Genomic DNA, 24592 nt, shown 5'->3' with positions numbered 1-24592 from the left:
GATGGACCTGACCCCCGGCGCCGTGGTGGACGGCTTCGTGCTGGGCGAGCTGCTGCACAAGGGCGGCATGGCGCTGATCCACGAAGTGCGCTACGCCGACGGCCGCCAAGCGCCCTTCCCGATGGTGATGAAAGTGCCGCGCATGACCGCCGGCGACGGCGCCGAGAACATCGTCGGCTTCGAGGTCGAGCACCAGATGATGCAGGCCGTCAGCGGCCCGCACGTGCCGCGCCTGGTGGCGGCGGGCGACCTGTCGGTGCTGCCCTACCTGGTGATGGAGTACGTGCCCGGCCGCACGCTCGACCACTGGCTGGCGCAGGCCACGCAGGGCCGGCCGCTGGCGCCCGAGACGCTGGCCCGGCTCGGCGCCACCGTGGCCCACGCCGCCCACGCCCTGCACCAGCAGGACGCCGTGCACCTGGACCTGAAGCCGGCCAACGTCATCATCCGCGACGCGCCGGCCGACCAGCCGGATGCGCCTTTGCTGGCCGTGCTGCTGGACTTCGGCCTGTCCTTCCACGCCCACTACCCCGACCTGCTGGCCGAGGAGATGCGCGCCGCCGTCGGCTCGCCCGCCTACATGTCGCCCGAGCAGGTGGTGGGCGTGCGCGGCGACCCGCGCAGCGACGTGTTCGCCATCGGCGTGCTGCTGTACGAGCTGGCCACCGGCGAGCTGCCCTTCGGCGCGCCCACCACGCAGGGCGGCCTGCGCCAGCGCCTGTGGATGAACCCCAAGCCGCCGCGCGCGCTGCGGCCCGATTTGCCCGAGTGGCTGCAAGAGGTGATCCTGCGCTGCCTGGAGCCGGCCGCCGCCGACCGCTACCCCTCGGCCGCGCACCTGGCCTTCGACCTGGCGCAGCCCGAACAGGTGCAGGTGACCGAGCGCGGCCGGCGCCTGAAAGGCACCGGTTTTCGCACCCACTTCAAGCGCTGGCTGCGCGCGGCCGGCGCCGAGTACCGGCCCAGCCCGTTGCCCACCAGGCTGATCGCCGAGGTGCCGATCCTGCTGGTGGCGGTGCCGCACCACGACGTGACCGACGCCACGTTGTACTCGCTGCGCGAGGCGGTGGCGCGCTCGCTCGGCATCCGGCCCGGCGCGCGGCTGGCGGTGGTCACGGTGGTCGCGCCCGGCGCCGCCAGCAGCACCGACGCCGGCCGCAGCGAGACCGCCCTGCACCGCCGCATGCTCGCCATGCTCAAGACCTGGGCCCAGGGCCTGCCGCTGGAGCGCCACCAGACCTCCTACCACGTGCTGGAAGACAGCGACCCGGCCGAGGCGATCCTGCGCTACGCCGAGGCCAACAACGTGAGCATGATCGTCATGGGCGCGGCCACGCACGGGCTGCAATTGCAGCGCTTCGTCGCCACGGTGCCCATCAAGGTGGCCATGCGCGCGCCGTGCACGGTGATCCTGGTCAAGCAGGGCATGCCGTTCGCGGCGCTGGCGGGCGAGCATGGAGCCGCGCCGCCATAATCCGGCCATGGTGATCGCACCCGACCTGCAATCCCGCGTCGCGGACATCTGCCGCCGCTACCACGTGCGCCGGCTGCAGATGTTCGGCTCCTCGGCCGTGGGGCAGGAGCGGCCCGACAGCGATGTGGATCTGCTGGTGGAATTCATTCCGGGCCAGGCCCCAGCGGCTTCGCGCTGGTGGACATGCAGGACGAGCTGTCCGCCGCCCTCGATGGCCGCCGGATCGACCTGGCCTTGCCCTCCGTGCTCGACAACCCCTTCCGGCGCCGCGCCACCGAGCCCCACCTGCGCCTGCGCCCCCTCTTCCAATGACCGTGGGCCGCACGCCCGCGCACCTGACGGACATGCCGGGGTTCGCGCGAAAGCTGCGGTCGCTCGCCGCGACCACCACCATAGAGGAATTCGCGCGGCAGCGCATCCTGTGTCTGGCCACGGAAAAGCTGTTCATCAACCTGGGTGAAGCCGCCTGTCGCATCGACGCCCGGCGCGCCGGGCAGATGCCGGACATTCCCTGGCGCAAGATCACCGGCCTGCGCAACATCCTGGCGCATGGCTACGAACAGGTGGCGCACGACATCCTGTTCAAGACCATCACGGACGAATTGCCCGCACTGGAAGCCGCGCTGCAACGCGCACTGGCTACTGGTTAAGCATCAAATCAGCCTCCAGCGCCCGTCCGCCGGGCGCTGGAGGCTCACTTATCGGTAGCACCCAGGCGCAGCAGCTCGGCGCCTTCGGCCACCTGGTCGCCGGGCGCGTACAGCACCTCGCCGACCACGCCGTCGCGCGGCGCGGCGATGGTGTGCTCCATCTTCATGGCCTCCATCACCGCCACCGCCTGGCCCTTGTTCACCTTGTCGCCCGCCTTGACGGCGATGGACACCACCTTGCCTGGCATCGGCGCCGTCAGGCCGCCGGCCTCGCCGGCGCCCTCGCCGCTGTGCGAGAGCACGTCCAGCTCGGTGATGGCGGCGGCGCCGGCACCGCCGAAGACGTGCAGCGCCTCGCCGCGCCGGAACACCTGCACCACCTGGCGCCGGCCGGCGTAGCGCACGTCGATGCGGCCGTCGGGCTGGCGGGCGACGGACAGCGGCGCGGCCTCGCCCTCGTCCACCTTCAGTTGCAGGCCGTCGTGCAGGTAGCGCAGCTTGGCGACCACCGGCTGGCCGGCGTACGCCAGGTCGATGCGGCGCGAGGCCACGCCGTGCAAGCGGAAGCCGTCGGTGCGGCTGAAGGGGTCGTGCCCCTCGGCGTCGCGCTCGGCCAGCACGGTCTGCGCCACGGCGCAGGCCACGGCCATGTCGCGCCCGATCGGGTCCTGGTTGAACAGGCGGGCCGACTCGCGCTGGATCAGCGCCGTGTCCAGCCGCGCCTGGCTGAACGAGGGCGTGGCCAGCACGCGGCGCAGGAACTGCACGTTGGTCTGTACGCCGACGATGCGCACCTCGGCCAGCGCCGCGTCCAGCCGGCCCAGCGCCTCTTCGCGCGTGCTGCCCCAGACGATGAGCTTGGCGATCATCGAGTCGTAGAACGGGCTGATGGCGTCGCCCTCGCGCACGCCGTCGTCCACGCGCACCTCGCCGATCTCGAAGCTGGCGGCCGGCGGCTTGCGGTAGACGGCGAGCTGGCCGGTGGCGGGCAGGAAGTCGTTGTCGGGGCTCTCGGCGCAGATGCGCGCCTCGATGGCGTGGCCGTTCAGGTCCAGCTCGTCCTGCGCCAGCGGCAGCAGCTCGCCGCTGGCCACGCGCAGCTGCCACTCCACCAGGTCCAGGCCGGTGATGGCCTCGGTGACGGGGTGCTCCACTTGCAGCCGCGTGTTCATCTCCATGAAGTAGAACCTGGCCCCCACGCTCCCCGCTGCGCGTGGTCCGCTGCCCCCCGAGGGGGCTGTTTCGCCTGGGGGCGGCCCGGCGGCGAAACCTTCATCCGCTCCTTCCAATCCGTAGCCGCCCGGCTGCTCGACGATGAACTCCACCGTGCCGGCGCCGACGTACCCCACCGCGCGCGCCGCCGCCACCGCCGTCTCGCCCATCTGCTGGCGCAGCGACTCGGTCATGCCGGGCGCGGGCGCCTCCTCCAGCACCTTCTGGTGGCGGCGCTGCACCGAGCAGTCGCGCTCGAACAGGTACACGCAGTTGCCGTGCGTGTCGCCGAACACCTGGATCTCGATGTGGCGCGGGCGCTGCACGTATTTCTCGATCAGCACCGCGTCGTCGCCGAAGCTGTTGATGGCCTCGCGCTGGCAGCTCTCCAGCGCGGCGGCGAAGTCCTCGGCCTTCTCCACCGCGCGCATGCCCTTGCCGCCGCCGCCCGCGCTGGCCTTGATGAGCACGGGGTAGCCGATGCGGTCGGCCTCGCGCCGCAGCAGCGCCGGGTCCTGGTCGGCGCCGTGGTAGCCGGGCACCAGCGGCACGCCGGCGGCTTCCATCAGGCGCTTGGACTCGGCCTTCAGGCCCATGTCCTTGATGGCGCTGGCGGGAGGGCCGATGAACACCAGGCCGGCGTCGGCGCAGGCCTGGGCGAAGTCCTCGTTCTCGCTCAGGAAACCGTAGCCGGGATGGATGGCCTGCGCGCCGGTGGCCTGGGCCGCATCGATGATGCGCTGCCATTGCAGGTAGCTCTCCTTGGGCGCGCTGCCGCCCACGTGCACCGCCTCGTCGCAGGCCATCACGTGCTTGGCGTGGGCGTCGGCATCGGAATACACCGCCACGGTCTTCAGCCCCAGGCGGCGCGCGGTGGCCGCCACGCGGCAGGCGATCTCGCCGCGGTTGGCGATCAGGATCTTGGTGAACATGCGCGTCTCCTCACGAGCCAGGTGTGGCGGCCAGGCCCTTGAGCTTGCCCAGCACCACTTTCAGAAACTTGTAGAGCACCACCAGCAGCAGCACCGACACCACCAGCATCACCGCCAGCGCGATGCCGAAGGCCAGCGGATGCTGCGTGGCCAGCCAGACCACGCCCACGGCCAGGCCGTCCTCGAAGAACGAGGCCAGCCAGTTGCTGAACGGCTCGGGCGAAGTGTTGATGGCCGCGCGCGTGGTGGCCTTGGTGGCGAAGGCCGTGGCCGCCAGCGAGCCGCCCAGCAGGCCCGCCGCCAGCCCCATCGCCGCGCTGTCGGCGCCGAACACGCCGGCCGCCAGCAGCGCGCCGGCGGGCACGCGGATGAAGCCGTTGACCGAGTCCCACAGGCTGTCCACCCAGGGGATCTTGTCGGCGAAGAACTCCACCAGCAGCATGAAGCCGCTGGCGGCCAGCACGGCGGGGTGCGCCAGCAGCTTCAGCCCTTCGGGCAGCGGCAACCAGCCGGCGTAGCCCATGGCGCCGGTCAGGAACACCACGGCGTACAGGCGGAAGCCGCTGGCCCAGCCCAGCGCGGCGGCCAGCGCCAGCAGGCTGGGCATGTCCATGCGGGCGGCGGCCTGGCCCGCCGCGTCGCCCACGGCCGCGGCCGCGTCGGGGCTGGGGTGGATGCCCATGCCGTGCAGCCACTGGACGATCTGCGTGATGAAGTCCTGCATGCTCATGATTCAATAGCTTTCGGCGCTTGTCTGGCGGGCTCTGGGGGCCGATTTGGCTTGATATTTCATGACGACAGCCAGTTAGGCTTGCGCTTGCCCAGGAAGGCCTGCACGCCTTCCTTGCCCTCGTCGCTGGCGCGGATGTCGGCGATGCCCTCCACCGTGCGGTCGATCAGCAGGCGCGTGATGTCGCGGCCCGCCACGTCCTGCACCAGCTTCTTGCATTCGCGCACGGCGTTGGGGCTGGCGCTGGTGAGCGCGGCGACCCATTCGCCCACCTGGGCGTCGAGCCGGTCGGCCGGCACCACGGCGTGCACCAGGCCGATGCGCAGCGCTTCGGCGGCGCTGAAGCGCTCGGCCGTCAAGAAGTAGCGGTGCGCCGCGCGCGGCCCCATGGCGCGGATGACGTAGGGGCTGATGGTGGCGGGCACGAGGCCGATCTTCACCTCGCTCAGGCAGTAGTGCGCCGTGTCCACGCTCACCGCCATGTCGCACGCCGCCACCAGGCCCATGCCGCCGGCGTAGACGTCGCCCTGCACGCGGGCGATGGTGGGCTTGGGGCATTCGTAGATGGCGCGCAGCATGAAGGCCAGCCTGCCCGCGTCGGCCAGGTTCTCCTCGCGCGTGTAGTCGGCCATGCGGCGCATCCAGTTCAGGTCGGCGCCGGCGCAGAAGGCCGGGCCCTCGGCCATCAGCACGACGGCGCGCACCGCCGGCTCCTCGCCCAGCCGCGCGAAGGTCTCGGACAGCTCGGCGATCACCTCGTCGTTGAAGGCGTTGCGCACCTCGGGGCGGTTCAGCATCACGGTGGCCACCTGGCCCTGGAGGTCGATGCGGATGGTGGAGGTCATCGCTTGGCTTTTTCCTCTTGCAGCATGTAGACAAGATCGAGTTCGGGGCAGGGCTGGCCCAGGGCTGTCAATGCCGCCGTGATCTGGCCGCGGTGGTGCGTGCTGTGGTTGAAGACATGCGCCAGCGTGGGCGCGAAAGGCAGCGAGGCGGGCACGCCCTTGCCGGTGGTGTAGTCGAGCGTGCCGGCCCAGCGCTCGGGCGCGATGCCCGCGACCACCTGCGGCCAGCGCGCCGCGCCTTCGCGCAGGCGCGCGTCCAGCCGGCGGCGGTCGGGCTCCAGCTCGGTGTCCACCGACATCCGCGGCGAGCTGCCGCCGGCAAAGCGCGGCTGCCACAGGTGCACCTCGCCCACCAGCAGGTGGTTGAGCGTGCCGTGGATGCTCTTGAAGAACAGGCCCACGTCGCGGCGGTACGCCTCGTCGGGCAGCGCCGCCACAGCGTCCAGCAGGCGCGCGGTGGCCCAGCCGTTGTAGCGGGCCAGGGTGGTGAAGTATTGATGCCAGGATGACATGGTCAATGCCCCCATACGCGCAGCCCGCGATGCGCGGCGAAGCCGTCGTAGTCGCGATCGCTGTGCAGCAGTAGGTAGTCCTGCTCGATGCAGAACGTGGCGACCATCACGTCGATGGCGCTGCGCACGGTGATGCCGCGCGCGCGCAGGTGGCGGTAGTGCTCGGCGGCGGCCAGCGCAATGCCCTCGCCGCCGCAAGGTTCGATGTGCAGGGTTTGCAGCAGCAGGCGCGCCTGGCGCAGGGCGCGCTCTTCGCGGAAGCCGCGCAGTATTTCGAAAAGCACCAGGTCGGGCACCACCAGGCGTGTGTGGCCGTCGGCCAGCAGGCGGTCGAGTTCGTCGCACGCGGCCGTGGGCCGGTTGGCGAAGAAATCTATCCAGACGCTGGAATCAACGACCAGCACCGCGCGCCGCCTTCCGCTGCTTGCCGCCGCTGCCGGCGGCCGGCGCCTTGCCCACGCGGTACGCTGCACGCGGCTCCTGCACCATGTGCACCGGTGCCTCGGGTTCCTCCTGGGCAGGCTGCGTCCAATCGACGGACTCGTCGCCTTCCCACTTGAGCTTGCCCTTCCACTTGAGGATTTCGCGGTAGGCCGCCTGCCGCGCCAGCAGGCGCAGGCCGGCCTCCACCGTTTCTTTCTTGGTGGTGTAGGGGCCGGCGTGCATGGCCTTGGCCAGCAGCTCGTCGTCGATATCGATGTTGGTGCGCATGATATGCATTAAATCAATGATGAATACACATCATACACCTCACATGCGGAACACGCCGAACCTCACCTCCGGCACCGGCGCGTTCTGCGCCGCCGACAGGCCCAGCGCCAGCACGCGGCGCGTGTCGGCGGGGTCGATCACGCCGTCGTCCCACAGGCGCGCGGTGGCGTAGTAGGGGTGGCCCTGCTCCTCGTACTGCTGGCGGATGGGAGCCTTGAAGGCCTCCTCCTCCTCGGCGCTCCACTGGCCGCCCCGGCCCTCGATGCCGTCGCGCCGGACGGTGGCCAGCACGCTGGCGGCCTGCTCGCCGCCCATCACGCCGATGCGCGCGTTGGGCCACATCCAGAGAAAGCGCGGCGAATAGGCCCGCCCGCACATGCCGTAGTTGCCGGCGCCGAAGCTGCCGCCGATGATGACGGTGAACTTGGGCACGTTGGCCGTGGCCACGGCCGTCACCATCTTGGCGCCGTGGCGGGCGATGCCCTCGTTTTCGTATTTGCGGCCGACCATGAAGCCGGTGATGTTCTGCAAGAACACCAGCGGCACCTTGCGCTGGCAGCACAGCTCGATGAAGTGCGCGCCCTTACCAGCCGATTCGCCGAACAGGATGCCGTTGTTGGCGACGATGCCCACGGGCATGCCCTCGATGCGCGCGAAGCCGCACACCAGCGTAGCGCCGTAGCGGGCCTTGAACTCGTGCAGCGCGCTGTCGTCCACGATGCGGGCGATGATCTCGCGCACGTCGAAGGGCTTGCGCGTGTCGGTGGGGATCACGCCGTACAGCTCCTCGGCGGCGTAGCGCGGCGGCACGGGCGCCAGCAGGTCGCCGCTGTAAACCTTCTTGTGGTTGAGCCGCGCCACCGCCTCGCGCGCCAGCGCCAGCGCGTGCGCGTCGTTCTGCGCCAGGTGGTCGGCCACGCCGGAGAGGCGCGTGTGCACGTCGCCGCCGCCCAGGTCCTCGGCCGTCACCACCTCGCCGGTGGCGGCCTTCACCAGCGGCGGGCCGCCCAGGAAGATGGTGCCCTGGTTCCTGACGATGATGGTCTCGTCGCTCATGGCCGGCACGTAGGCGCCGCCGGCCGTGCACGAGCCCATGACGACGGCGATCTGCGCGATGCCCTGCGCGCTCATGTTGGCCTGGTTGTAGAAGATGCGGCCGAAGTGGTCGCGGTCGGGGAACACCTCGTCCTGGTTCGGCAGGTTGGCGCCGCCGGAATCGACCAGGTAGATGCAGGGCAGGCGGTTCTCCCGCGCGATCTCCTGCGCGCGCAGGTGCTTCTTCACTGTGACGGGGTAGTAGGTGCCGCCCTTCACGGTGGCGTCGTTGCACACGATCATGCAGTCCACGCCCGACACGCGGCCGATGCCGGCCACGATGCCCGCGCCCGGCGCCTCGTCCACGCCGTTCTTGTCCTTGTACATGCCCAAGGCGGCGAGCGGCGCGACTTCGAGGAAGGGCGTGCCCGGGTCCAGCAGCATCTGCACGCGCACGCGCGGCAGCAGCTTGCCGCGGTCGGCGTGCTTCTTGCGCGCGGCCTCGCCGCCGCCCTGGCCAACCTCGGCGACCCGCGCCGCCAGGTCGCCGACCAGCGCGCGCATGGCCTCGGCGTTGGCCTGGAACTCCGCGGCGCGGGGATTGAGCTTGCTCTGGATGACGGACATGTCTTCTATTTGCTATGTTTAAGGTAGCTGCCAGCGCTTGCCAGCAGGGGGCGGATTCAAGTCCAAGTGCAACATTGATTCAATGCACGGAGTCCCCGCGCTGGGTCAATAGTTGTAGGTGCTGAGCATAGACCTCAAGCGGAGTGCGGTAGCCCAAGGTCATCCTGGGACGGCCATTGAGCTCATCGGCGACGGCATCAAGCTGCTCCTGCGTATAGCCGCTCAGATCGGTGCCCTTGGGGAAGTACTGGCGCAGCAGTCCGTTGGTATTCTCGTTGCTGCCCCTCTGCCAAGGGCTGTGGGGGTCGCAGAAGTACACCCTCATGCCCGTGTTCTGGCTCAGCCTGGCGTGCTCGGCCATCTCCGAGCCTCGGTCATAGGTCAGGGTTTTGCGCATAGGGCTGGCAATGCCATTGAGCTTGTCGCTGAACGCCTGCAGCACGTGCGCGGCCGTGGCCGGGTTGGGATGTGGCAGCTTGACCAGCAGCACCAGGCGCGTGGTGCGCTCCACCAGCGTGCCGATGGCGCTGGCGTTGGCCGCCCCCTTGATCAGATCACCCTCCCAGTGGCCGGGAAGCTGGCGATCCTCGACCTCGGGCGGGCGTACGTGGATGCTCATCAGATCCTGGATCTCCCCGCGCCGATCCTTGCCCTTGGAGCGGGGCCAGCGTTTGGCATGGGCCATGCGCAAGCACGACACCAGCTCTTTCTTCAGCTCGCCCCTGGGCTGGGCATAGATGCAGGTGTAGATGCTCTCGTGTGACGCTCTCATGCGCTTGTCATCGGGGTGCAGGGCCTTCAAGTGTCCTGCAATCTGCTGGGGTGACCAGTGCTGGCGCAGATGCGCGCACACCAGGGGGAACAAGGGGCCGTCGCGGTGCAGTTTGGGCAAAGCGCGGGCGAAGTGCCTGCGCCTGTCACAGCGCTGCTGAGCGTATTTGGAGGTGTAGCCCCCAGCACCTCCATTGCGCTTGCACTCACGGCTGATGGTGCTCTTGGAGCGGCCCAGCGCTCTGGCTATGGCGCTCTGGCTCTGCCCTTGCTGCAGGCCCAGCGCTATCGCGTAGCGCTCCATCTCACTGAGCTGCTCGTAGGTTCTTTCGGTCATGGATGCCTCAATTCTGAAGGGGGTGTTGCACTTCAGATTTGAGGCCGCCGGGCGCTCAGGCCGTTTTTTGTTCTGAAATTCCGAGCTCCTGCACCATCTGCTCACGGATGCGGAACTTCTGGATCTTGCCGGTCACCGTCATCGGGAAAGCATCGACGAAGCGGATGTACTTCGGCACTTTGTAGTGCGCGATCTGGCCCTTGCAGAAGTCGCGCACCTCGTCCTCGGTCAGTTCCTGGCCGGGCTTGGCGATGATCCAGGCGCACAGCTCCTCGCCGTAGCGCGCATCGGGCAGGCCCACCACCTGCACGTCCTGCACCTTGGGGTGGCGGTAGAGGAATTCCTCGATCTCGCGCGGGTAGACGTTCTCGCCGCCGCGGATCACCATGTCCTTGATGCGGCCGACGATGTTGACGTAGCCCTCGGCGTCCATCGTCGCCAGGTCGCCGGTGTGCATCCAGCCTTCGGCGTCGATGGCCTCGCGCGTCTTGGCCTCGTCGCCCCAGTAGCCGTGCATCACCGAGTAGCCGCGCGTGCAGAACTCGCCGCGCTCGCCGCGCGGCACCGCCCGGCCGGTGTCGGGATCGACGATCTTGATCTCCAGGTGCGGCTGCACGGTGCCCACCGTGGTCACGCGCTTTTCCAGCGGCGTCCCGGTACTGCTCTGGCAGCTCACCGGGCTGGTCTCGGTCATGCCGTAGGCGATGGTGATCTCGGGCAGGTGCATGCGCTCGACCACGCGCTTCATCACCTCGATCGGGCAGGCGGTGCCGGCCATGATGCCGGTGCGCAGGCTGGAGAGGTCGAACTCGGCGAAGCGCGGGTGGTCCAGCTCGGCGATGAACATGGTGGGCACGCCGTGCAGGGCGGTGCAGCGCTCGGCCTGCACCGCCTCCAGCGTCAGCAGGGCGTCGAAGCCGTCGCTGGGGTAGACGATGGCGCTGCCGTGCGTCAGGCAGGCCAGGTTGCCCAGCACCATGCCGAAGCAGTGGTACATGGGCACGGGGATGCACAGCCGGTCGGCCGGCGTGAGATTCATGCATTCGCCGATGAAGAAGCCGTTGTTCAGGATGTTGCGGTGCGTCAGCGTCGCGCCCTTCGGGAAGCCCGTGGTGCCGCTGGTGAACTGGATGTTGATCGGGTCGGTGGCGTGCAGCAGCGTCTGCACCTGGGCCACGCGCGCGTCCTGCGCGTCGCCCGAGGCCAACAGGGCCGAGAAACGCGCCAGCGGGATATCGAAGGCGGCTTCGTCGGCGTCCTGCGGCCGGTCGATCCACCAGATGGCCTTCAGCTCGGGCAGCTTCGCCGCGCCCAGCTCGCGCAGCATGCCCAGGTACTCGCTGGTCTTGAAGCGCGGCATCGTCACCAGCGCCTTGCAGCCCACCTTGTTCAGCGCGTACTCCACCTCCGCCGTGCGGTAGGCCGGGTTGATGTTGACCAGCACCAGCCCCGCCTTGGCGGTGGCGATCTGCATCAGCACCCAGGCCACGTTGTTGTGCGACCAGATGCCGATGCGGTCGCCCGGCGCCAGGCCGGCGCGCAGCAGGGCGCTGGCGAGGCGGCTGGCTTCGGCGTGCAGTTGCCCGTAGGTGAAGCGGGCGCCTTCGTGGCGGCTGACCAGGGCCAGCGCATCGGGCTGGCGGGCCGCCATGCCGTCGAAGAAATCGCCGATGGTCTGCTCGATCAGCGGCACGTCGGTGCGGCCGCGTGCGTGGCTTTCTTGGGAAGCGGTGCTCATCCGGCTTGTCTCCTGGGATGCGGCGGGTCTTGCGCGCGGGAATCCAGAATCCCCGCAGGGAAAGAGCATAGCGCCGCAGCCGGAATCCATGGCGCCAGGGTGGTTGCAAAATGCGCCACCGCCTTCTTGCCCCATGCCCCGCAACGCCGCCGACCCGCCCCCCTCCGCCGCACACACGCCGATGGCCCTGGTGCGGCAGGTAGTGCTGGCCTACGAGCAGCGCGGCCTCGACCCGGCCACCGCACTGCACAAGGCACAAATCCCGCCATCTGATCTGCGCCGGCCCGCGGCAAAAGTCACCGCCCTGCAGTTCGAGCGCCTGTGCGCCGCCGCCATGCAGGCGCTGGACGACGAGGCGCCCGGCTGGTTCAGCCGCCGCCTGCCCTGGGGCAGCTACGGCATGCTGGCGCGCGCCAGCATCGGCGCGCCCACGCTGGGCGTGGCCCTGTCGCGCTGGTGCCGTCACCACGGCCTGCTGGTGGGCGACGTGCGCCTCGCGCTCAGCCAGGGCGGCGGCCGCGCAAGCATCGGCATCGCCGAGCAGCGCGATCTGGGGGCGACGCGCGAACTGGCGCTGCTGTCGCTGCTGCGCAACCTGCACGGCCTGGGCTGCTGGATGATCGATTCGCAGATTCCCCTGCACGCGGCGCAGTTTCCCTTTGCCGCGCCGCCGCACGCCGAGCTGTACGGCCGGCTGTTCCCGGGACCGGTGGAGTTCGGCGCGCCGCAGGCCGCGCTGCAGTTCGATGCCCATTACCTGCAGCTGCCGCTGCGCCGCGACGGCGCGGCGCTGGACCAAATGCTGCGCCGGGCGCTGCCGATCATCGTGTGGCCTTACCGGCGCGACCGGCTGCTGGCCCTGCGCGTGCGCCAGTTCCTGCAGGCCCAGCCGACGCACACGGCCGAATCGCTGGCGGCCGCGCTGGCGCTCTCGCCGCGCACCCTGCACCGGCAGCTGGCGGCCGAAGGCCACGCGCTGCAAATGCTGAAGGACGAGGTGCGGCGCGAACGCGCCATCGACCTGCTGCAACGCACGCCGCAGCCCATCAAGCAGGTGGCGCGCGCGGTCGGCTTCGGCCACGAGAAGAGCTTTCACCGCGCCTTCCGCGCCTGGACCGGGCAGACGCCCGAGCAGTGCCGGCACGCAAGCACAATGCCGTCGTAGAAGCACGAAAACCGGACCGGAGACCAACCATGGCCACCTTGCCCACCGACCTGTGGCGCCTGTCCGCCGCCCAGACCGCCGCGCTGGTGCAGAGCCGGCAGGTCAGCGCCACCGAGGTGGCCCGGGCCGCGCTGGCGCGGGTGGAGGCCGTCAACCCGGCGCTGAACGCCATCGTCAAGTGCCGTCCCGAGGAAGTGCTCGCGCAGGCCGCCGCCCTCGACGCCGCCCTGGCGCGCGGCGAAGCGCCCGGCCCGCTGGCCGGCGTGCCGGTGACCACCAAGGTCAACGTGGACCAGGCCGGCCACGCCACCACCAACGGCGTGCGCCTGCAAAAGGACTGGATCGCGCGGGACGATGCGCCCGTGGTGCGCGGCCTGCGCGCCGCCGGCGCGCTGCTGCTGGGGCGCACCAACACGCCCGCCTTCAGCTACCGCTGGTTCACCAGCAACCTGCTGCACGGCGCCACGCGCAACCCGCGCAACGCCGCGCTCACGCCGGGCGGCTCTTCGGGCGGCGCGGCCAGCGGCGTGGCAGCGGGCCTGGGCGCGCTGGCGCACGGCACCGACATCGCCGGCTCGGTGCGCTACCCGGCCAGCGCCTGCGGCGTGCACGGCCTGCGGCCCGGCTTCGGGCGCATCGCCAACTTCAACGGCACCGCGCCGAAGGACCGCACCATCGGCGGGCAGCTGATGGCCGCCTCCGGCCCGCTGGCGCGCCACGTGCACGACCTGCGCCTGGGCCTGCACGCCATGGCCGCGCCCGACCCGCGCGACCCCTGGCAGGTGCCCGCGCCGCTCACTGGCCCCGAGCTGCCGCGCCGCGCCGCCGTGTGCCTGCGGCCCGACGGCCTGGACACCGCGCCCGAGATCTGCGCCGCGCTGCTGAAAGCCGCCGACCAGTTGCGCGACGCCGGCTGGGTGGTGGACGAGGTGGACCAACTGCCGCCGTTGCAGCAAGCCGTGCCGGTGCAGATCGCGCTGTGGATGGGCGACGGCTACGAGGCCCAGGCGGCCACCGCCGCGCGCGAGGGCGACCCCGGCGCCATCGCCGCGCTGGCGGGGCAGCGGGACTATGCGCGCGCCATCAGCCTGCCCGAGTATTCCGACGCGCTGGTGCAGCGCCTGGCGCTGGCGCGCGCCTGGCACCTGTACCTGGCCGAGCGCTGCGCCGCCGTGCTGCTGCCCGTGAGCGGCGAGCTGCCGTTCGAGGACCAGCTGGACCTGAAGGACGCCGCCAGCTACCAGCGCGTGTGGCGCGCGCAGATGCCGCAGATCGCCCTGCCCGTCACCGGCCTGCCGGCGCTGGCGCTGACCACCGGGCTGCTGCCGGGCAACGTCCCGGTGGGCGTGCAGATCGTGGCCGGCAAGTTCCGCGAGGACGTGTGCCTGGCCGTGGGCGAGGCCATCGAGGCGCGCTGCGCGCCGCTGCCGATCGCGGAGCCCGCCGCCGCCTGAGCCCGGCCACCGGCGCCGGGGGTTTCAAGCCAAATCGGCCTCCAGCGCCCGTCCAGCAAGCGCCGACAGCTATTAATAAATGAGTGGAGCCGGCCCGCTCGCACGGGCCGGCTCCACGCTGCGCACCAACCTCAGGCGGCCGTCTTGCGCCGGCTGCCGCTCTTGCGAGCGGCAAGCGCCCCCTTCGCCGGAGCGGCGGCGGGCGCGCTCGGGGCGGCGCTGCCGTCCACGCTGGGCAGCTTGGCGATCTCGTCCACCGCGTCGCGCAGGTAGCCGATCAGCTCGTGCGCCTCGTCCTGCGAAAGCACCCGGCGGCAGGACGTGATGCCGAACTCCAGCGACTTCCCGGCATAGCTCTGCACCGTGATGTTCAGCGAGGAGCCGTGGTACGGAATGGATACCGGGAAGTACCCCACCATGGCAGCGCCGCAGACGTACAGCTGCTGCGTCGGGCCGGGCACGTTGGAGATGGTGACGTTGGCCATCGGCGGCAGTTCGCGCGCCAGCGTGGAGCGCCCATACAGCGTGGCCATGCTGGTCATCAGCCACGGCGAGCCGGTCACCGGCAGGTCCACGCCCAACATCGGCTTGAGCTCGCGCACCACGGCCTTGGCGGCTTCGGAAGAGGCGTGGATGGCCTTGAAGCGCTCGGCCAGGTCGGCGATGTCGGTGGCCAGATCCACCCGCACCATCGACACCTGGTTGTTCATCGAATCATCGCCCTCGCTGCGCAGGCTCACCGGCACGGCGGCGATCAGCGGCTCATTGGGCACCCCTTCGCGTTCCTTCAGGAAGCGGCTGAGCGCGATGCTGCACATGGTCATCACGATGGTGTTGACGGTGCCGCCCACGCGCTTGCCCAGCGCCTTCAGCTCGGGGAAGGGCACCGACAGCGTGGCGTACGAGCGCTGGTTGGTGATGGCGTCGTTGAACATCGTCCTGGGCGCCGCGCCCAGCGCCAGCGGGCGTTCGCCCGGGGCCGTGCGCTGGCTGGACACCACGCGGCCGGCGGCGGCCATCGCCTTGGCCGCGGCGGGCAGCAGCTCGGCCAGCTTGCGGTACTGCCGGGTGTTGTTGGATACCGCCGCCTGCAGCAGCTCGGCCACGCCCAGCTGGTAGCCGTGCGTCTCGCGGCGGCGGCGCGGCGGCGGCACCTTGCGCTTCTCGGGCGTGACGTCGTAGAGCACCTTGGCCATCTCGGTGCCCGCCTTGCCGTCCACGCCGCTGTGGTGGGCCTTGAAGTACAGGGCCACCTGCCCGCCCGCCAGACCCTCGATCACGTACATCTCCCACAGCGGGCGGCTGCGGTCCAGCAGGCTGGAGTGCAGCCGGCCGACCAGCGACTCCAGCTGCGCCATGCTGCCCGGGCGGCGCAGGGTGAGGCTGCGCACGTGGTAGTCGAGGTCGATGTCGTGGTCCTCGATCCACACCGGCTCGGCCAGCTCGAAGGGCATCTGCGCCAGCTTGCGCGTGAGGATCGAGGTCAGGTGCAGGCGCTCGGCGATCATCGCCTTGAATTCCTCGTAGTAGTCGCCCTTGCGGCCCGGCGGCAGGTCCACGAGCATCGCCATGCCCACGTGCATGGGAGTTTCGGGGGTTTCGAGGTGCAGGAACGAGGCGTCCAGGCTGCTGAGATGATCCATGGTGTCTCCTTGATAGATGTTAGATCGCGGTGGCATGCGAGGCGGCTTCGGCGGGCTTGCGCCGCCCAACGCGCATGAACCAAGCCGCCGCCACAAGTGTAGATGGATTCGCCAGGCCCGAGGCAACGATGCACTACAGTGCCCGCATGACACCCGCCCCGCGCGCCCTTCGCACCCCCGAGCACGAAGCCTTCCGCGCGCAGGTCCGCCGCTTCTGCGAGCAGGCCGTCGCGCCCCACCACGCCGCCTGGGAAGACGCCCACGGCGTGCCGCGCGAGGTGTGGAAACAGGCCGGCGACCACGGCCTGCTGTGCTGCTGGCTGCCCGAATCGCTCGGCGGACCGGGCGGCGACCTGCTGTTCGACTTCATCGTGGCCGAGGAGCTGGGGCGCATCGGCGCCACCGGGCCGGGCTTCGCGCTGCATTCGGTGATCGTGGCGCCCTACCTGGCAGCGCACGGCACGCCCGAATTGCAGCGCGCGCTGCTGCCGGCCATGGTGGCGGGCGAGAAGATCGCCGCCATCGCCATGACCGAGCCCGGCACCGGCAGCGACCTGGCGGCCATCCGCACGCAGGCGCGGCGAGTCAGCGACGCTTCGGGCGACCACTACGTGCTGAGCGGCCAGAAGACCTTCATCACCAACGGCCACAACGCCGACCTGGTGGTGGTGGCCTGCAAGACCGGGCCCGGGCAGGGCGCGCGCGGCGTCTCGCTGCTGGTGGTGGAGCGCGGCATGGCCGGCTTCACGCGCGGGCGCAACCTGCGCAAGATCGGCCAGCACGCGCAGGACACGGCGGAGCTGTTCTTCGACGAGGTGCGCGTGCCCGCCAGCCACCTGCTGGGCGAGGAAGGCCAGGGCTTCAAGTACCTGATGCAGAAGCTGGCGCAGGAGCGCCTGCTGGTCAGCGTGGGCTGCCAGGCGCGGGCCGAGGCGGCGCTGGCCTGGACGGTGGACTACGTGAAGGAGCGCAAAGCCTTCCGCCAGCGCGTGGCCGACTTCCAGAACACGCGCTTCAAGCTGGCCGCGCTGGCCGCCGACGTCGCCGCCGGCGGCGCCTTCCGCGACCAGCTCCTCGCCCGGCACCTGGCGGGCGGGCTGGACGCCGCCGGTGCCGCCGCCGGCAAGCTGTGGCACAGCGAGCTGCTGAGCCGCGTGACGGACGAATGCGTGCAGCTGTTCGGCGGCTACGGCTACATGCACGAAGTCCCGATCGCCCGCGCCTGGGCCGACGCGCGCATCGAGCGCATCTACGCGGGCACCTCGGAGATCATGAAGGAGATCGTGGCGCGCGATCTGCTGGATGACCGGTGACGAAGGGCTCATCCGGCCACTCGCCATGTCCGGCGCCCGCCGGCATCCTTCGTCGTCCTTGCGGCAAAATCGGCCTCCAGCGCCCGTCCAACAAGCGCCAGAAGCTATCGAATCAATAGCTCAGAGCAGGTGTGTCGCCAGCTTGAAGTCGGGGTCGTCGGGGTACGCCTTCACCTCGAAGCCCAGGCTGCGCATGAGGCGCAGCATGCCTTCGTTGTGCGTCAGGATCAGCCCGTCGATCTCCTTGAGGCCCTTGTCGCGCGCCACGTCCATGATGCTCAGCATCAGGCGCGAGCCCAGGCCCTGGCCGGCGAAGGCGTCGTCCACCACCAGCGAGAACTCGCAGCTCGTCTGGTCGGGGTTGGTGATGTAGCGGGACACGCCGACGATGCGCTCGCGCACCTGCCTGGCGCCGTCCTCGCCCGTGCTCTCCTCCTCGATCACGGCGCACAGCGCCATCTCGCGGTCGTAGTCGATCAGGGTGAAGCGCGCCAGCATCGCCGGCGGCAGCTCGGCCATGCTGGAGACGAAGCGGAAGTAGCGGCTCTCGGGCGACAGGCGCTTGACCAGGTTCTGCAAGCCCTGCGCGTCGTCCGGGTGGATCGGGCGCACGGTGTATTCGCCGCCGCCCTTCAGCGGCCAGCGCGCCTCGTAGCGCGCCGGGTAGGGCAGGATCGACAGGTGCCCGTACTGCCCGGCGCGGCCGGGCGAGGTCTGCGCCGCCGGGCCGATGACGATGCGCGCGTCCACCGCCAGCGCGCCCTTGTCGTCCACGATGATGGGGTTGATGTCCATCTCGCGCAGCTGCGGCAGCCCGCACACCATCTCGGACACGCGCAGCAGCACCTGCTCCAGCGCCGCCAGGTCCACCGCCGGGGCGCCGCGCCAGTCGCCCAGCGTCTCGTGCACGCGCGAGCGCTCGATCAGCCGGCGCGCCAGGAACTGGTTGAGCGGCGGCAGCTCCATGGCCTGGTCGTTCATCAGCTCGATCATGGTGCCGCCGGCGCCGAAGGCGATCACCGGGCCGAAGGGCTCGTCCGTCACCACGCCGATGTACAGCTCGCGCCCGCGCGGCTTGCGCGCCATCGCCTGCACGGTGATGCCGTTGATGCGCGCGTCGGGCCGCTTCTTGCGCACGGCGTCCGTCATGTCCTGCCACACGTCGCGCACGGCGGCGGCGTTCATCACGTTCAGCGCCACGCCGCCGACGTCGCTCTTGTGGCTGATGTCCGGCGAGTCGATCTTCAGCGCCACGGGGAAGCCGAGCTGCGTGGCGATCATCATGGCCTCGGCGCTGGTGCGCGCCAGCAGCGTCTGCGTCACCGGGATGTGGAAGGCCGACAGCAGCGACTTCGACTCCATCTCGGTCAGCACCTTGCGCCGCTCGGTCAGCACGCCCTCGATCAGCAGGCGCGCGCCCTCCACGTCGGGCGCCGCCAGGCTGGACAGCGGCGGCGGCGTCTGCTGCAAGAGCTGCTGGTTCTGGTAGAAGCTGGCGATGTTGCCGAAGGCGCCCACCGCGCCCTCGGGCGTGCGGAAGCTCGGCACCAGCGACTCGGCCAGCGCGTGGCGCCCGCCCTGCACCGAGGCGTCGCCCATCCAGCAGGCCACCAGCGGCTTGCCCATGCGCGGGCGGGCCTGCACCAGCACCTGCGCCACGGCGTCGGCGTCGCCACCGAACTTGGGCGAGTAGATGGCCAGCACGCCGTCCACCTGGCGGTCCTTGCTGGCGGCCTCGATGGCGGCGCGGTAGTGCTCGGCGCCGGCGTCTTCCGACAGGTCGATCAGGTCCGACAGCGAGGCGTTGGCCGGCAGCTGCGGCGCCAGCGCGCTGGCGGTCTCGGGGCCCAGCACGCCCAGCTCCAGCCCCAGCTCGCTCACCCAGTCGGCCGCCAGCACGCCGGGGCCGCCGCCGTTGGTGACGATGGCCAGCCGCCGCCCCACCGGCCGGTAGCGCGAGGCCAGGCACATGGCGGCCGAGAACAGCTCGACGAACGAGCGCACGCGCACCGCGCCGGCGCGGCGCAGCACGGCGTCGAACACGTCGTCGCTGCCGACGATGGCGCTGGAATGCGTCTGCGCCGCCGCGTTGCCGGCCAACTTGCGGCCGGCCTTCAGCACCACCACCGGCTTGGCGTTGGCCGCCGCGCGCAGCGCGCTGGTGAAGCGGCGCGCGTTGGAGATGCCCTCCATGTACACCACGATGCCCTGCGTATGGCGGTCGGCGGCCAGGAAGTCGAGCACGTCGGCCAGCGACACCGCCGTGTGCGAGCCCAGCGCCGCCACGGTGGAGAAGCCCACCCGGTTCTGCCGCGCCCAGTCCAGGATGGCCGCCGTCAGCGCGCCCGACTGCGACACCAGCGCCAGCTGCCCCGGCGCCGCCAGCTCGCCGACGGCGCTGGCGTTCAGTTGCAGGTGCGGCCGCTGCAGGCCCTGGCTGTTGGGGCCCAGCAGGCAGAAGCCGTGGCGCTGCGCGGTGCGCGCCATCTCGGCCGCCTGCGCCGCGCCGACGCCGGTGGACAGCACCAGCGCCGCCTTCACCTTGATGCGGCCGGCCAGCTCCAGCGCGGCCTGGATCTGGTCGGCCGGCAGCGCGATCACCGCCAGGTCGGCCTTGGCCTGCGCCAGGTCGGCCAGCGTGCCGACGGTGCCCGTGTCCAGCGCCGCGATGACGCCCTTGAACTGCTGCGCCTTCAGGTGCGCCAGCAGCGCCTGCGCCTGCGGCGTCTGCCGCTCGGGCAGGCCGGCGAACAGGGCGATGGACTGGGGCTCGAACAGCGAGGCGAGGTAGTGTTGGTCCATAGGCGGATTGTCCACGCCAATCCTGCCCGTGACGCTTTCCCTTTACTGCCGAACAGCCCGGCGCCAGACGGGCCGCCCGAAGCCGCCGCGCTGCCCCGCGCGCCATCCGCAGCCTCCTGACCGCGTTTCCGGTCAGCGAGGCCACGGCCAGCACCAGGAAGATCACGACCAGTATCCGGACGATGCCAGCCGCCCAGGCGTCGATGCGCCCCCGAAGCCCAGCACCGCGACCCACAGGGCTCTCTCGTGCCGCGTGTCCGCCGAGCCCGGTCTCGCAAAGCCCCGCAGCCAGCATCCCGGCGTTGCGCCATGGGCCGGCTTGAAGCGGCGCCGATTGCAACCAGAGGCAACCACGGCCTCGCCCGGCCACGGCACGAGATGCCCTGCGCTCCGCACAACCCGTTACCAACCCGGCTGGGCGGTCACGAGGCGCCGGTTAGGCTCCGCCTCCCAATTGCACCGATCGAGGGAGGAACCATGAAGATCCACGTCGCCGCCGCGCTGATCGCAGCCTTGGGGCTGGCCGGCTGCGCCAGCCCAGTGAAAGTCAGTCCCGAAACCTCCGCCACGCTGCGCGGGCAGACCGTGGTGGTCACGGCGCGCAAGGCGCCGGCTTTCAGGCTGCACACCAACAGCCAGGTGTTCCTGGGCGGCCTTCTGGGCGCGATCGGCGGAGCAATCAGCGACGGCATCGCGGTCGACCAAGGCAGCGCGTTCGCCACCCGCTATCGCCTGGTGCAGCCGTCGGAAGCGGTGGCTTCCAGCCTGGCGCAGGCGCTGCGAACCCAGCGGGACATGCGCGTCGTCTCGCCCCTCTTGGCGGTGGAGGACGGGGAAGAGCCCGATGCCCTGGCCAGCAAGGCCGCGCCCCGCGCCCGCTACGTGCTGGACGTGAGGACGGCCGGCTGGGAACTGTCGAGCCAGTTCGGCCAGAGCCGGTACCTGCAAGCGGTCGTGGGCTCGCTCATCGACACGCAGTCGCGCCAGGTCGTGTCGCAGGACACCTGCCGCACGCCGCTGCCGCCCCCTGGCGTGGAGTGGCCCAAGCCCGAGGCCATGGTCGCCGACGATGCCGCGCGGCTGCGCAGCGACATGAAGGCCGCCACCGACGCCTGCGTGGCCCAGCTGCGCCAGTCGGTGCTGGGGCTCTGAAGCCGGGCCACCCGCCCACCCCCCGCCTGGCTGATGCGCCAGGCCGGCAGCTTCATGGGGCTGGCCACCAACGTCGATTACGCCACCGAGGTCACGCGCCAGCCGCTGGCGCGCTGCAAGTGCGCCCAGTCATGCAGCGGCCTCTTACCGCAAGACCAGAAATGAAATGCCGGGCACTCACCTGGCCCGCAGCCAAAATACCGCCCCTGATTTCATGGCTGCCCGCGCCTGCCGCAGGGTCGCTTGCGGCCAATTGAATACCAAAGCATATAAGTAACCTTCCCATCCGTAACCATCCCAGCTAGCCCCGAGGGCGCCGCCCTGCCAAGCTTCACGCACAGGGCGCGCCATGCAAGGCGCCTTGATCGACACACAAGGCCCCATCTGATGCAAGTCACGTCCACCCCCGCCGGCCTGGGCTGGGACAACCCCGTCCCCCCCGCCGACCCGCAGCCGCAGGAGCAAGCCCAGCCCCAGCCCGAGCCCGCCGCCCCCGCCACCACCACGCTCGGCGCGCTGATGCACCCCGGCCAGCCCCTGCCCACAGGCAACGGCAACCCCTGGCAAGGCTTCGAGACCAGCCAGCACAAACCCCAGCCCAGCCCCCTGCTGGACTACCCGCCCGACACCGCCATCGCCCTCCAGCTCAAGCCCCTCCTGCAAGAACACGCCCAGCCCGAGGCCGACACGCCCACCGAAGCCACCACCCCCGCCCCCCCCAGCGCCGACCCGATGGAAATCGCCGCGCTGGAACTCCTGCTGGCCGAGCCCGCCGCGCAGGAGCTCATCCAGCACTTCGGCGGCGACCTCCAGCCCCCACCCAGCGGCCACGCCGTGGCCGACAGCATCATCGCCCGCTACGGCAGCGACCTCGCCAGCCGGCTGAACCAGCTGCAAAGCGCCCAGCAGGAAGTGCAGAAGCAATACCTGGCCACGCTGGACGCCGCCATCGCCACCCCCGGCCCCCAGCAGCCCGGCAGCATCTTCACCCCCGACACCGAGCTCGGCGATGTGCCCGAGCACCTCATCGCCCTGCCCAGCCGGCCCGGCCAGCAGCAAGGCCAGCAAGGCAGCTGGACCCTGGACCCCGTGGCCTTCACCAGCGCCTGGGCGCAAGGCGACAGCCCCCTGCAAAGGGCCTACGCCCACCTGCACGGCGCCGAAGGCATGCAGCGCGTGACCTTCGATGCCGGCATGGAATACGAAACCACCCACTGGATGCTGGCCGGCCAGAAGCTCCACCTGGCCACGCAGCGCAGCGGCGACGCCGACCACGACACCGCCCAGAGCAAGCTGACCGACGGCTGGGACCGCATCGACCTGGAGCGCCCGCCCAAGCTCATCGACAACGACCTGGTGTGGTTCGACCCCGAGCGCGGCTGGGTCACCGACCGCAAGAACCTCAAGCCCGACGGCATCGACCGGGCCATGCCCATCGTCTTCGGCGCCGCCATGTCGTTCATGAGCATGGGAGCGGCCAGCGCCGCCATGGGCCTGGGCGCCGCCACCAGTTGCACTGCCGCCGGCGCCACCGCCACCACCATAGGCCAGAGTGCCATCCTCGGCGCCGTGGGCGGCGCCACCAACCAGGTGGTGAACATGATCGGCGGGGGCCGGTTCAGCTTCAGGCAGGTGCTGATCTCGGCCGTCTCGGGCGGCGTCGCGGCCGGCGTGACCCAGCTCAGCGGCCTCGGCCAGATGCTGCAAAGCGGCGACACCGCCACGCGCCTGCTCGGCCGCGCCGGCCGCGCCGGCCTGCAAGGGGCCATCCAGCAGGCCAGCGGCGGGCGCTTTGCAGACGGCTTCATCAACAGCGCCATGGGCAGCGTGGCCTCTGAGGTCACCCAGAACCTCAACAGCCAGATCGCGCAGATGGAGCAGCAGGGCCTGGGCGCCAGCGAAAGCAGCCTGCTGCGGCTGTTCAGCCGCGCCGCCGGCAGCGCGCTGCGCGTGGTGGGCAGCAACGACCCGGCCGCGGGCTTCGCCAGCGACTTCCTGGCCGGCGCCCTGGCGCAAGCCACCCCGGCGGATGCACAGGGCGAAACCGTGGCAGACAACGGCCAGGCCACCGAAGGCGGCGCGCGCGATACCGGGCAGGGGCCAGCCCCCGCCGCGCCGGCCAGCGTCACCGTCGCGGCCGGCGACACCCTGGAGCGGCTGGCGCGCCAGCAGTACGGCGAGCACTGGCGCGCCGGCCTGACCGCCATGGTGGCCGACAACCCCGGCATCGCCGCCAACCAGTGGGGCAGCCCCATCATCCAGCCGGGGCAGACGCTCAATATCCCGTCACTCGACGGCCTGAGCGCCGAGCAGCTGAGCCACTACGGGCAACTGGGCGGGCGCATCGTGGCGGGCAACACCCAGGGGCTGAATGTGCGCGCGGAGCTGCTGGCCGCGCGCGAGGCACAGCAGCGCGCCGTGCAGGCAAGCGGGCCGGCCACCATGAGCCAGGACGAAGCCTACGCGCGCTATATGGCGGCGGGTGGGCGAAGCGGTGGGTATGCGCGGGAGATGGGGGAGGACTACAAGCCGGTTTGGCATCAGGGTGAGTTCGGCAGCGCGAGTAACGGCTCTGCTGGTACCACTGCTGCGGAAACATCGTTGCCAGAGATTGAGATTCAGCCACGTCACGCTGGCGGCGTAACGCAAGCTGTATCTATGGGATGGCGGGAGGCGTTTAACCCAAACAATAGCCTTGGCGAACGACTGGCATACGGTAGTCTAGCTTTGGCCGGAACGCCCAATATGCTGGTCGAGAGCATGCTCTACGCACCGCTGAACGCCGCGCCAGCTGCTCGGGAGATGGGGCAGTACATTGCGCGCGCCGGCATGCAGACAGATGCGAGCGAGCGCAACATGGACATTCTGCGAGCAGTGAGTACGGGCGCTGAGGCATTCGACTCAGTGGGCGCTTGGCTACCGGGCCCTCGCGCGCAAGGTGCAACGACAGCCATGCCTGCAAGAGAATTCGGCAATGCTAGCGAGGGTACATTCTATAACGTAGCGTCTAATGGCGTACGCGGTGAAGTGCCGCTTACTCCGCAGCAGCGAGTTCAAATTGAAGATTATTTATCTAGATTTGATACAGAAGGCCTCAGCGTCAGATGGGTTGATAACTCCAATCTAAATACAGCATATGGAAGTATGTATGGGGAACACATTCTCAATATTGGCTCCGATGTAATTCCAGGAGGCGTAGGCGTGGGGACTTTGACGGCAAACTCACGGGTGAGCACTAACGGGGCATTGGCGCATGAACTAGTAGGACATATGGAAGCAGGAATGGCCGGTCGGACTCAAGACCTATTGCACCTTGAGGAAGCGCAGGCAAGCATTCGTGCTGCCCGCTTTGCCCCAGGTCTGACCTCGATCGAACGATTCACTCTGCTGCGCGATGCCATCACCCGATTACAAAATGCACCAGAAGGACCGATAAAAATACGTGATGTAAGAGATTTACTATATATCTGGAAAAGATAAAGGGTTAAA

19 protein-coding genes and 2 pseudogenes are annotated in these 24592 nt (G+C 70.1%); 10 read left to right on the top strand and 11 right to left on the bottom strand.

All coding sequences use genetic code 11. The features are described 5' to 3' along the window. The first annotated feature begins 1 nt into the window (after position 1). The 4 genes and pseudogenes from QM772_RS13895 to QM772_RS13880 all read left to right on the top strand — a co-directional run bounded on the left by QM772_RS13895 (position 2) and on the right by QM772_RS13880 (position 2124). Complete coding sequence (locus QM772_RS13895; protein WP_415137423.1) at positions 2-1474, top strand: serine/threonine protein kinase; 1473 nt, start codon at positions 2-4, stop codon at positions 1472-1474. Beyond that, a pseudogene (locus tag QM772_RS13890) lies at positions 1455-1607 on the top strand (nucleotidyltransferase domain-containing protein); the annotation flags it as partial. The gene QM772_RS13895 and the pseudogene QM772_RS13890, both read left to right, overlap by 20 nt. 50 nt (positions 1608-1657) lie before the next feature. After that, positions 1658-1786, top strand: coding sequence for a hypothetical protein (locus QM772_RS13885; protein WP_415139671.1), 129 nt, complete (start codon positions 1658-1660; stop codon positions 1784-1786). Next, complete coding sequence (locus QM772_RS13880) at positions 1783-2124, top strand: DUF86 domain-containing protein (protein ID WP_415137421.1); 342 nt, start codon at positions 1783-1785, stop codon at positions 2122-2124. Before QM772_RS13885 ends, QM772_RS13880 begins: the two co-directional genes overlap by 4 nt. 44 nt (positions 2125-2168) lie before the next feature. On the opposite strand, the gene QM772_RS13875 is transcribed toward QM772_RS13880, so the two are convergent. The 9 genes from QM772_RS13875 to QM772_RS13835 form a co-directional block, all read right to left on the bottom strand. Further along, positions 2169-4268: a biotin carboxylase N-terminal domain-containing protein gene (locus QM772_RS13875; RefSeq protein ID WP_415137419.1), complete on the bottom strand. Its 2100-nt coding sequence runs from the start codon at positions 4266-4268 to the stop codon at positions 2169-2171. Between the two features lie 10 nt (positions 4269-4278). After that, positions 4279-4992, bottom strand: a complete 714-nt coding sequence (locus QM772_RS13870) for a DUF4126 domain-containing protein (RefSeq protein ID WP_415139594.1) — start codon at positions 4990-4992, stop codon at positions 4279-4281. Between the two features lie 65 nt (positions 4993-5057). After that, positions 5058-5843, bottom strand: coding sequence for an enoyl-CoA hydratase/isomerase family protein (locus QM772_RS13865; RefSeq protein WP_415137417.1), 786 nt, complete (start codon positions 5841-5843; stop codon positions 5058-5060). After that, positions 5840-6355: a DinB family protein gene (locus tag QM772_RS13860; protein WP_415137415.1), complete on the bottom strand. Its 516-nt coding sequence runs from the start codon at positions 6353-6355 to the stop codon at positions 5840-5842. Before QM772_RS13860 ends, QM772_RS13865 begins: the two co-directional genes overlap by 4 nt. Before the next feature lie 2 nt (positions 6356-6357). Continuing rightward, complete coding sequence (locus QM772_RS13855; RefSeq protein WP_415137413.1) at positions 6358-6759, bottom strand: PIN domain nuclease; 402 nt, start codon at positions 6757-6759, stop codon at positions 6358-6360. Next, on the bottom strand, positions 6746-7066 hold the full coding sequence (locus QM772_RS13850; protein WP_415137411.1) for a type II toxin-antitoxin system VapB family antitoxin: 321 nt from the start codon (positions 7064-7066) through the stop codon (positions 6746-6748). Before QM772_RS13850 ends, QM772_RS13855 begins: the two co-directional genes overlap by 14 nt. Before the next feature lie 39 nt (positions 7067-7105). Further along, positions 7106-8728: a carboxyl transferase domain-containing protein gene (locus tag QM772_RS13845; RefSeq protein WP_415137409.1), complete on the bottom strand. Its 1623-nt coding sequence runs from the start codon at positions 8726-8728 to the stop codon at positions 7106-7108. Between the two features lie 79 nt (positions 8729-8807). After that, the gene (locus QM772_RS13840) at positions 8808-9836 is read right to left on the bottom strand and encodes an IS30 family transposase (protein WP_415137407.1); all 1029 of its coding nucleotides are present in this window, start codon (positions 9834-9836) and stop codon (positions 8808-8810) included. A 55-nt stretch (positions 9837-9891) separates the two neighbouring features. Beyond that, positions 9892-11574 (bottom strand): AMP-binding protein, encoded by a 1683-nt coding sequence (locus QM772_RS13835; protein WP_415137405.1) that lies wholly within the window; start codon positions 11572-11574, stop codon positions 9892-9894. Positions 11575-11707: 133 nt separating this feature from the next. Between QM772_RS13835 and QM772_RS13830 the strand changes: the two genes are divergently transcribed. Both QM772_RS13830 and QM772_RS13825 read left to right on the top strand, forming a co-directional pair. After that, complete coding sequence (locus QM772_RS13830; protein WP_415137403.1) at positions 11708-12739, top strand: AraC family transcriptional regulator; 1032 nt, start codon at positions 11708-11710, stop codon at positions 12737-12739. Between the two features lie 29 nt (positions 12740-12768). After that, on the top strand, positions 12769-14193 hold the full coding sequence (locus QM772_RS13825; protein ID WP_415137401.1) for an amidase family protein: 1425 nt from the start codon (positions 12769-12771) through the stop codon (positions 14191-14193). Between the two features lie 131 nt (positions 14194-14324). On the opposite strand, the gene QM772_RS13820 is transcribed toward QM772_RS13825, so the two are convergent. After that, positions 14325-15836: a WS/DGAT/MGAT family O-acyltransferase gene (locus QM772_RS13820; protein ID WP_415137399.1), complete on the bottom strand. Its 1512-nt coding sequence runs from the start codon at positions 15834-15836 to the stop codon at positions 14325-14327. A 146-nt stretch (positions 15837-15982) separates the two neighbouring features. Between QM772_RS13820 and QM772_RS13815 the strand changes: the two genes are divergently transcribed. Continuing rightward, complete coding sequence (locus QM772_RS13815; protein WP_415137397.1) at positions 15983-17149, top strand: acyl-CoA dehydrogenase family protein; 1167 nt, start codon at positions 15983-15985, stop codon at positions 17147-17149. A 120-nt stretch (positions 17150-17269) separates the two neighbouring features. Here QM772_RS13815 and QM772_RS13810 read toward each other — a convergent pair whose 3' ends face one another. Continuing rightward, the gene (locus QM772_RS13810; RefSeq protein WP_415137395.1) at positions 17270-19951 is read right to left on the bottom strand and encodes a GNAT family N-acetyltransferase; all 2682 of its coding nucleotides are present in this window, start codon (positions 19949-19951) and stop codon (positions 17270-17272) included. 477 nt (positions 19952-20428) lie between these two features. Here QM772_RS13810 and QM772_RS13805 point away from each other — a divergent pair, with 477 nt between their 5' ends. The 3 genes and pseudogenes from QM772_RS13805 (at position 20429) to QM772_RS13795 (ending at position 24583) form a co-directional block, all read left to right on the top strand. Then, positions 20429-21103, top strand: a complete 675-nt coding sequence (locus QM772_RS13805; RefSeq protein WP_415137393.1) for a hypothetical protein — start codon at positions 20429-20431, stop codon at positions 21101-21103. Between the two features lie 3 nt (positions 21104-21106). Continuing rightward, positions 21107-21217, top strand: a pseudogene (locus QM772_RS13800) (uroporphyrinogen decarboxylase); the annotation flags it as partial. A gap of 273 nt (positions 21218-21490) precedes the next feature. Continuing rightward, positions 21491-24583: a LysM peptidoglycan-binding domain-containing protein gene (locus QM772_RS13795; protein WP_415137392.1), complete on the top strand. Its 3093-nt coding sequence runs from the start codon at positions 21491-21493 to the stop codon at positions 24581-24583. Positions 24584-24592 lie beyond the last annotated feature (9 nt).

The sequence above is a fragment of the Ottowia sp. genome, from assembly GCF_047601385.1.
Classification (GTDB): Bacteria; Pseudomonadota; Gammaproteobacteria; order Burkholderiales; family Burkholderiaceae_C; genus Ottowia.
This window is presented reverse-complemented; position numbering and strand designations above follow the sequence as displayed.

Bases quoted from the DNA above. Each gene is read 5' to 3' on its own strand.
- QM772_RS13895 (WP_415137423.1), top strand. From the start codon at position 2: ATGGACCTGACCCCCGGCGCCGTGGTGGACGGCTTCGTGCTGGGCGAG.
- QM772_RS13885 (WP_415139671.1), top strand. From the start codon at position 1,658: ATGCAGGACGAGCTGTCCGCCGCCCTCGATGGCCGCCGGATCGACCTG.
- QM772_RS13880 (WP_415137421.1), top strand. From the start codon at position 1,783: ATGACCGTGGGCCGCACGCCCGCGCACCTGACGGACATGCCGGGGTTC.
- QM772_RS13875 (WP_415137419.1), bottom strand. From the start codon at position 4,268: ATGTTCACCAAGATCCTGATCGCCAACCGCGGCGAGATCGCCTGCCGC.
- QM772_RS13870 (WP_415139594.1), bottom strand. From the start codon at position 4,992: ATGCAGGACTTCATCACGCAGATCGTCCAGTGGCTGCACGGCATGGGC.
- QM772_RS13865 (WP_415137417.1), bottom strand. From the start codon at position 5,843: ATGACCTCCACCATCCGCATCGACCTCCAGGGCCAGGTGGCCACCGTG.
- QM772_RS13860 (WP_415137415.1), bottom strand. From the start codon at position 6,355: ATGTCATCCTGGCATCAATACTTCACCACCCTGGCCCGCTACAACGGC.
- QM772_RS13850 (WP_415137411.1), bottom strand. From the start codon at position 7,066: ATGCGCACCAACATCGATATCGACGACGAGCTGCTGGCCAAGGCCATG.
- QM772_RS13845 (WP_415137409.1), bottom strand. From the start codon at position 8,728: ATGTCCGTCATCCAGAGCAAGCTCAATCCCCGCGCCGCGGAGTTCCAG.
- QM772_RS13840 (WP_415137407.1), bottom strand. From the start codon at position 9,836: ATGACCGAAAGAACCTACGAGCAGCTCAGTGAGATGGAGCGCTACGCG.
- QM772_RS13835 (WP_415137405.1), bottom strand. From the start codon at position 11,574: ATGAGCACCGCTTCCCAAGAAAGCCACGCACGCGGCCGCACCGACGTG.
- QM772_RS13830 (WP_415137403.1), top strand. From the start codon at position 11,708: ATGCCCCGCAACGCCGCCGACCCGCCCCCCTCCGCCGCACACACGCCG.
- QM772_RS13825 (WP_415137401.1), top strand. From the start codon at position 12,769: ATGGCCACCTTGCCCACCGACCTGTGGCGCCTGTCCGCCGCCCAGACC.
- QM772_RS13820 (WP_415137399.1), bottom strand. From the start codon at position 15,836: ATGGATCATCTCAGCAGCCTGGACGCCTCGTTCCTGCACCTCGAAACC.
- QM772_RS13815 (WP_415137397.1), top strand. From the start codon at position 15,983: ATGACACCCGCCCCGCGCGCCCTTCGCACCCCCGAGCACGAAGCCTTC.
- QM772_RS13810 (WP_415137395.1), bottom strand. From the start codon at position 19,951: ATGGACCAACACTACCTCGCCTCGCTGTTCGAGCCCCAGTCCATCGCC.
- QM772_RS13805 (WP_415137393.1), top strand. From the start codon at position 20,429: ATGAAGATCCACGTCGCCGCCGCGCTGATCGCAGCCTTGGGGCTGGCC.
- QM772_RS13795 (WP_415137392.1), top strand. From the start codon at position 21,491: ATGCAAGTCACGTCCACCCCCGCCGGCCTGGGCTGGGACAACCCCGTC.